Raw genomic sequence first — 4,184 nt, 5'->3', positions numbered from 1 at the left:
TAAGAGAGTTTAAAAAAGTATAGTTTTAATAAATAGATATACAAAAGTATATCTATTTTATTTATACTAAATCATCTAAATAATTTAAGTTCTTAAATTTAGATATTAAAAATGGTAAGGATACTTCATTAAAACTATCCTTATCTTGATATAAGTTTATATAAAATTCAAAATCAATATCTCTTGATTTTAAAGCTTCACATGAAAGTAAAGTATCATTTATGCACCCAAGTTTTGATGGTGTTATTAATATTGTTTCACAATCTAACTCTTTTATTAAATCAATAACTAAAAGATTTTCTTCAATAGGAACCATAAGTCCACCTGCTCCTTCAATAATTAGAATATCACATAAAGATTCTAAATACTTTTTCTTCTCTTTTATTAACTCTAAATCAATTACAGTATTTCCTTTTGCAACATAGGGAGCAGCGGGAAGTTTAAATTGATAAGGGACAACATCATTTATATTTGCATTAAATAAAGGATTTAACTCTTTAGTTATATCTAACATTTTAGTTCCATCTAAAGGAGATGTTTCTACACCAGTTTCAAAAGGTTTAAAATATCCAACTTTAAAACCTTTATTTGCAAAAAATCTTAAAAATTTTTCTGCTGCATAAGTTTTGCCTACATCAGTGTTTGTAGCTGTAATAAATATAGATTTATTCTTATAATAAGTTATTTCTTTTTTCATATAATTTCTTTTTTGGTATAATATTTATATATTAAAAATATAATGGTATTTTATCATAACAAAGGTTTGATGTGAGTAATGAAATAGAAATAGAATTAGATGATGAATTAGATTTACAAGAGCCAAAAAAATATAAAGTTTTTTTATTAAATGATGATTATTCAACAATGGATTTTGTAATTGATGTTTTAGTAAAGGTTTTTAGAAAAAGTGTAGATGAATCTTCAGTTATTATGTTAAATATACATAATCACGGAAAAGAAGTATGTGGAGTATATACACATGAAATTGCATCAACAAAAGTAGCACAAGTAAAAACAATGGCAAGAGAACAAGGTTTTCCTCTAAAAGCTATTATGGAAGAAGAATAAAATGATAAGCAAAGAATTAAGAAGTATATTCTCCCAAGCAGTAGGATATGCAAAAAATAGTAAGCATGAATACTTAACATTAGAACATATATTCTTGATGTTATTACATGATGAGTCAATTGAAAATTTATTTATTGATTTAGGTATTGATACAGATAAGTTATTTGAAAAGACAAAAAAATATATAGATGATAATACACCAAAACTTCCAGCAGGTTTTGATGATGAACCTATTGAAACTATAGCTTTAACGTCAACAATTGAATATATGGTAGCTCATGCACAAACAAGTGGTAAGGTAAATGCAAGTGTAGAAGATATGTTTGTAGCAATTTTAAAAGATGAAAAATCTTATGCAGCATATTTAATAAATGCATTAGGAATTGAAAAAATTGACATACTTGAAGAGATCTCACATAAAGATATAGATGAAAACAGTATTGATAATAATGAAGACTCAAACAATAAAGTATTAGATAAAAATTCAACTGAACTAGTAAGTGTTGCAAAAAAAGGTGAAATTGATCCAGTAATTGGTAGAGACAATGAAATATCAAGAGTAATTGAAATTTTAAGTAGAAGAAAAAAGAACAATCCAATATTAGTAGGTGAGCCAGGTGTTGGTAAAACTGCAATTGCAGAAGGGTTAGCTTTAAAAATTTCTAATAAAGAAGTTCCTGAATTTTTACATGATGCAAAAGTTTTTTCAATAGATATGGGTTCAATGCTTGCGGGAACTAAATATAGAGGTGATTTTGAGAAAAAATTAAAATCTCTTTTACAAGAAGTACTTAAAATTCCAAACTCAATATTATTTATTGATGAAATTCATACACTTGTAGGTGCAGGTAGTGTTGGAGGATCGGCAATGGATGCTTCAAATATTTTAAAACCAATGCTTGCAAATGGAAAATTAAGATGTATAGGTGCTACAACATTTAGTGAATTTAGAAATGATTTTGCAAAAGATAAAGCATTAAGTAGAAGATTCGCAAAAGTTGATATTGAAGAACCTTCAATTGAAGATTCAATAATAATACTAGATGGTTTAAAAAGTAAATATGAAGATTTTCATGGAGTAAAATACTCAAAAGGCGCAATTTCTTCAGCTGTTGAATTAAGTAAAAAGTATATAACTGATAGATTTTTACCAGATTGTGCAATTGATGTAATAGATGAAGTGGGTTCATCTAAAAAAATTAGTTTATCTTCAAGTGAAAAAAATAAAACAAAATCAAATATTACTATTACGCAAAAAGATGTTGAAGAAACAATTTCAAAAATGGCACATATCCCTGCAAAAAGTGCAACTAAATCTGATTTAACATTATTAAAATCATTAGAAAAAAATATGCAAAAAAGAGTATTTGGACAAGATACAGCAATTACAAAAATTGTACAATCAATTAAAAGAAATAAAGCAGGTCTTGGTTTAGATAAAAAACCAATTGGAAGTTTCTTATTTACAGGTCCAACAGGTGTTGGTAAAACAGAAGTTGCAAAAGAGTTATCAACACAATTAGGTATTCATTTTGAAAGATTTGATATGAGTGAATATATGGAAGCTCATACAATTTCAAGACTTATTGGAGCACCTGCTGGTTATGTTGGGTTTGAACAAGGTGGACTTTTAACAGAAGCCATTAGAAAACACCCACATACTGTACTTCTACTAGATGAAATTGAAAAAGCACATCCTGATTTAATGTCTATACTTTTACAAGTAATGGATAATGCAGAATTAACTGATAATAGTGGAAATAAAGCAGATTTCCAAAATGTTATTCTAGTAATGACATCAAACTTAGGTTCAGCAGAAGCAAATGTTATGGGATTTGCAAAAAATGATAGTTTAAATGAAAATAAAGCAATACAATCGTTCTTTGCACCTGAATTTAGAAATAGACTTGATAGTGTTGTATCTTTTGATTCATTAAGTATTGATATTGTTACAAAAGTTGCAGGTAAATTTATTGAAGATTTAGAGTCTCAATTAAGTGATAAAAATATTAAAATAAATATTACAGCAAGAGCCAAAAAAGAGTTAGCAACATTAGGTTATGATAAAGCAATGGGTGCAAGACCACTAAATAGAGTAATTTCAGATAAAATCAAAAATGTATTAACAGATGAAATTTTATTTGGAAAACTAAAAAAAGGTGGTGTTGTAAAAATTGACTTTATAGAAGAATTTGTCTTTAAGTATGATGCTTAATCAACACAATTAGTATACAATTGTATATTAGTATAAATTTATACCTAAAAAAGGAATAGTGATGAAAAAGATATTATTAAGTTCAGCAATTGCAATGTTAGTTTTAACAGGATGTGGTGAAGATAAAAAGACTACAACAGTTGAGCAAACAAAAGAAGAAGTTAAAATTGTAAATAAAGAAGAATCCACTACAACAGTTGCCCAAGAAGCAACTAAAATGATGGAATCTGTATCAAAAGAAAATATCATTGAAGTTAAAGATGATGTTAAAGAAGCAGTAGTACAAACAGCAGAAGAAGTAACACAAAAAGTGGAAAAAGCTATTGATGAAGTAAAAACTGCAATTACACCAGCAAAAGAAGAAACAAAAGCAGCTATTGATGCAAAAGCATTATTTGCAGCCTGTGCTAGTTGTCATGGTTTAAATGCAGAAAAACAAGCCCTAGGTACATCTCAAATTATAAAAGGTTGGGATAAACAAAAACTAATTGATGCTTTAAATGGATACAAAGATGGTTCGTATGGTGGTGCAATGAAAGGTCTTATGAAAGGACAAGTTGCAACAAAGTCTCCTGAAGAAATTGAAGCATTAGCTTCTTTTATTTCAAATTTATAATCTTCTTAACGTAATAAAAGAGTCAATATAAAAGGTCACCAGAAATGTTGGCCTTTTTTTTAATAAAAAATAAACAACACTCATAAAAAACTACAAACTAGAACCCCTATTAGAAACTCCATAAAGCGAAATAAAGAACAAAAAGTAAATCCTAAAGTAAATTGCATACTTAAAGAATAGAAAAGCATATAGAGAAAAGAAATAAGTAATTAGAGTAAGAATCATATCACTTAAAACAAATAAAATAAAGAGTTGATAATTAATAAAATGAAATAAAGTAAAAAG

The 4,184-nt window shown here is 27.2% G+C and carries 4 protein-coding genes; 3 read left to right on the top strand and 1 reads right to left on the bottom strand.

What is annotated here, in order from left to right; all coding sequences use genetic code 11:
• Positions 1-61 precede the first annotated feature (61 nt).
• On the bottom strand, positions 62-697 hold the full coding sequence (gene bioD / locus ACERKK_RS11740; RefSeq protein ID WP_373773266.1) for a dethiobiotin synthase: 636 nt from the start codon (positions 695-697) through the stop codon (positions 62-64).
• A 71-nt stretch (positions 698-768) separates the two neighbouring features.
• Here bioD and ACERKK_RS11735 point away from each other — a divergent pair, with 71 nt between their 5' ends.
• From ACERKK_RS11735 to ACERKK_RS11725, 3 genes are all read left to right on the top strand, one after another.
• Positions 769-1,068 carry an ATP-dependent Clp protease adaptor ClpS gene (locus ACERKK_RS11735; protein WP_373773265.1) on the top strand — a complete coding sequence of 100 codons (300 nt, stop codon included), beginning with the start codon at positions 769-771 and terminating at the stop codon, positions 1,066-1,068.
• A gap of 1 nt (position 1,069) precedes the next feature.
• Complete coding sequence (clpA, locus tag ACERKK_RS11730) at positions 1,070-3,283, top strand: ATP-dependent Clp protease ATP-binding subunit ClpA (RefSeq protein WP_373773264.1); 2,214 nt, start codon at positions 1,070-1,072, stop codon at positions 3,281-3,283.
• A gap of 61 nt (positions 3,284-3,344) precedes the next feature.
• A complete protein-coding gene (locus ACERKK_RS11725) occupies positions 3,345-3,899 on the top strand; it encodes a c-type cytochrome (RefSeq protein ID WP_373773263.1) in 555 nt (184 codons plus the stop codon).
• Positions 3,900-4,184 lie beyond the last annotated feature (285 nt).

Origin of the sequence: Poseidonibacter sp., assembly GCF_041821165.1 — a bacterium.
Taxonomy (GTDB): domain Bacteria; phylum Campylobacterota; class Campylobacteria; order Campylobacterales; family Arcobacteraceae; genus Poseidonibacter.
The sequence above is the reverse complement of the archived record's forward strand: the minus strand, read 5'-3'. Positions and strand labels throughout refer to the sequence as shown.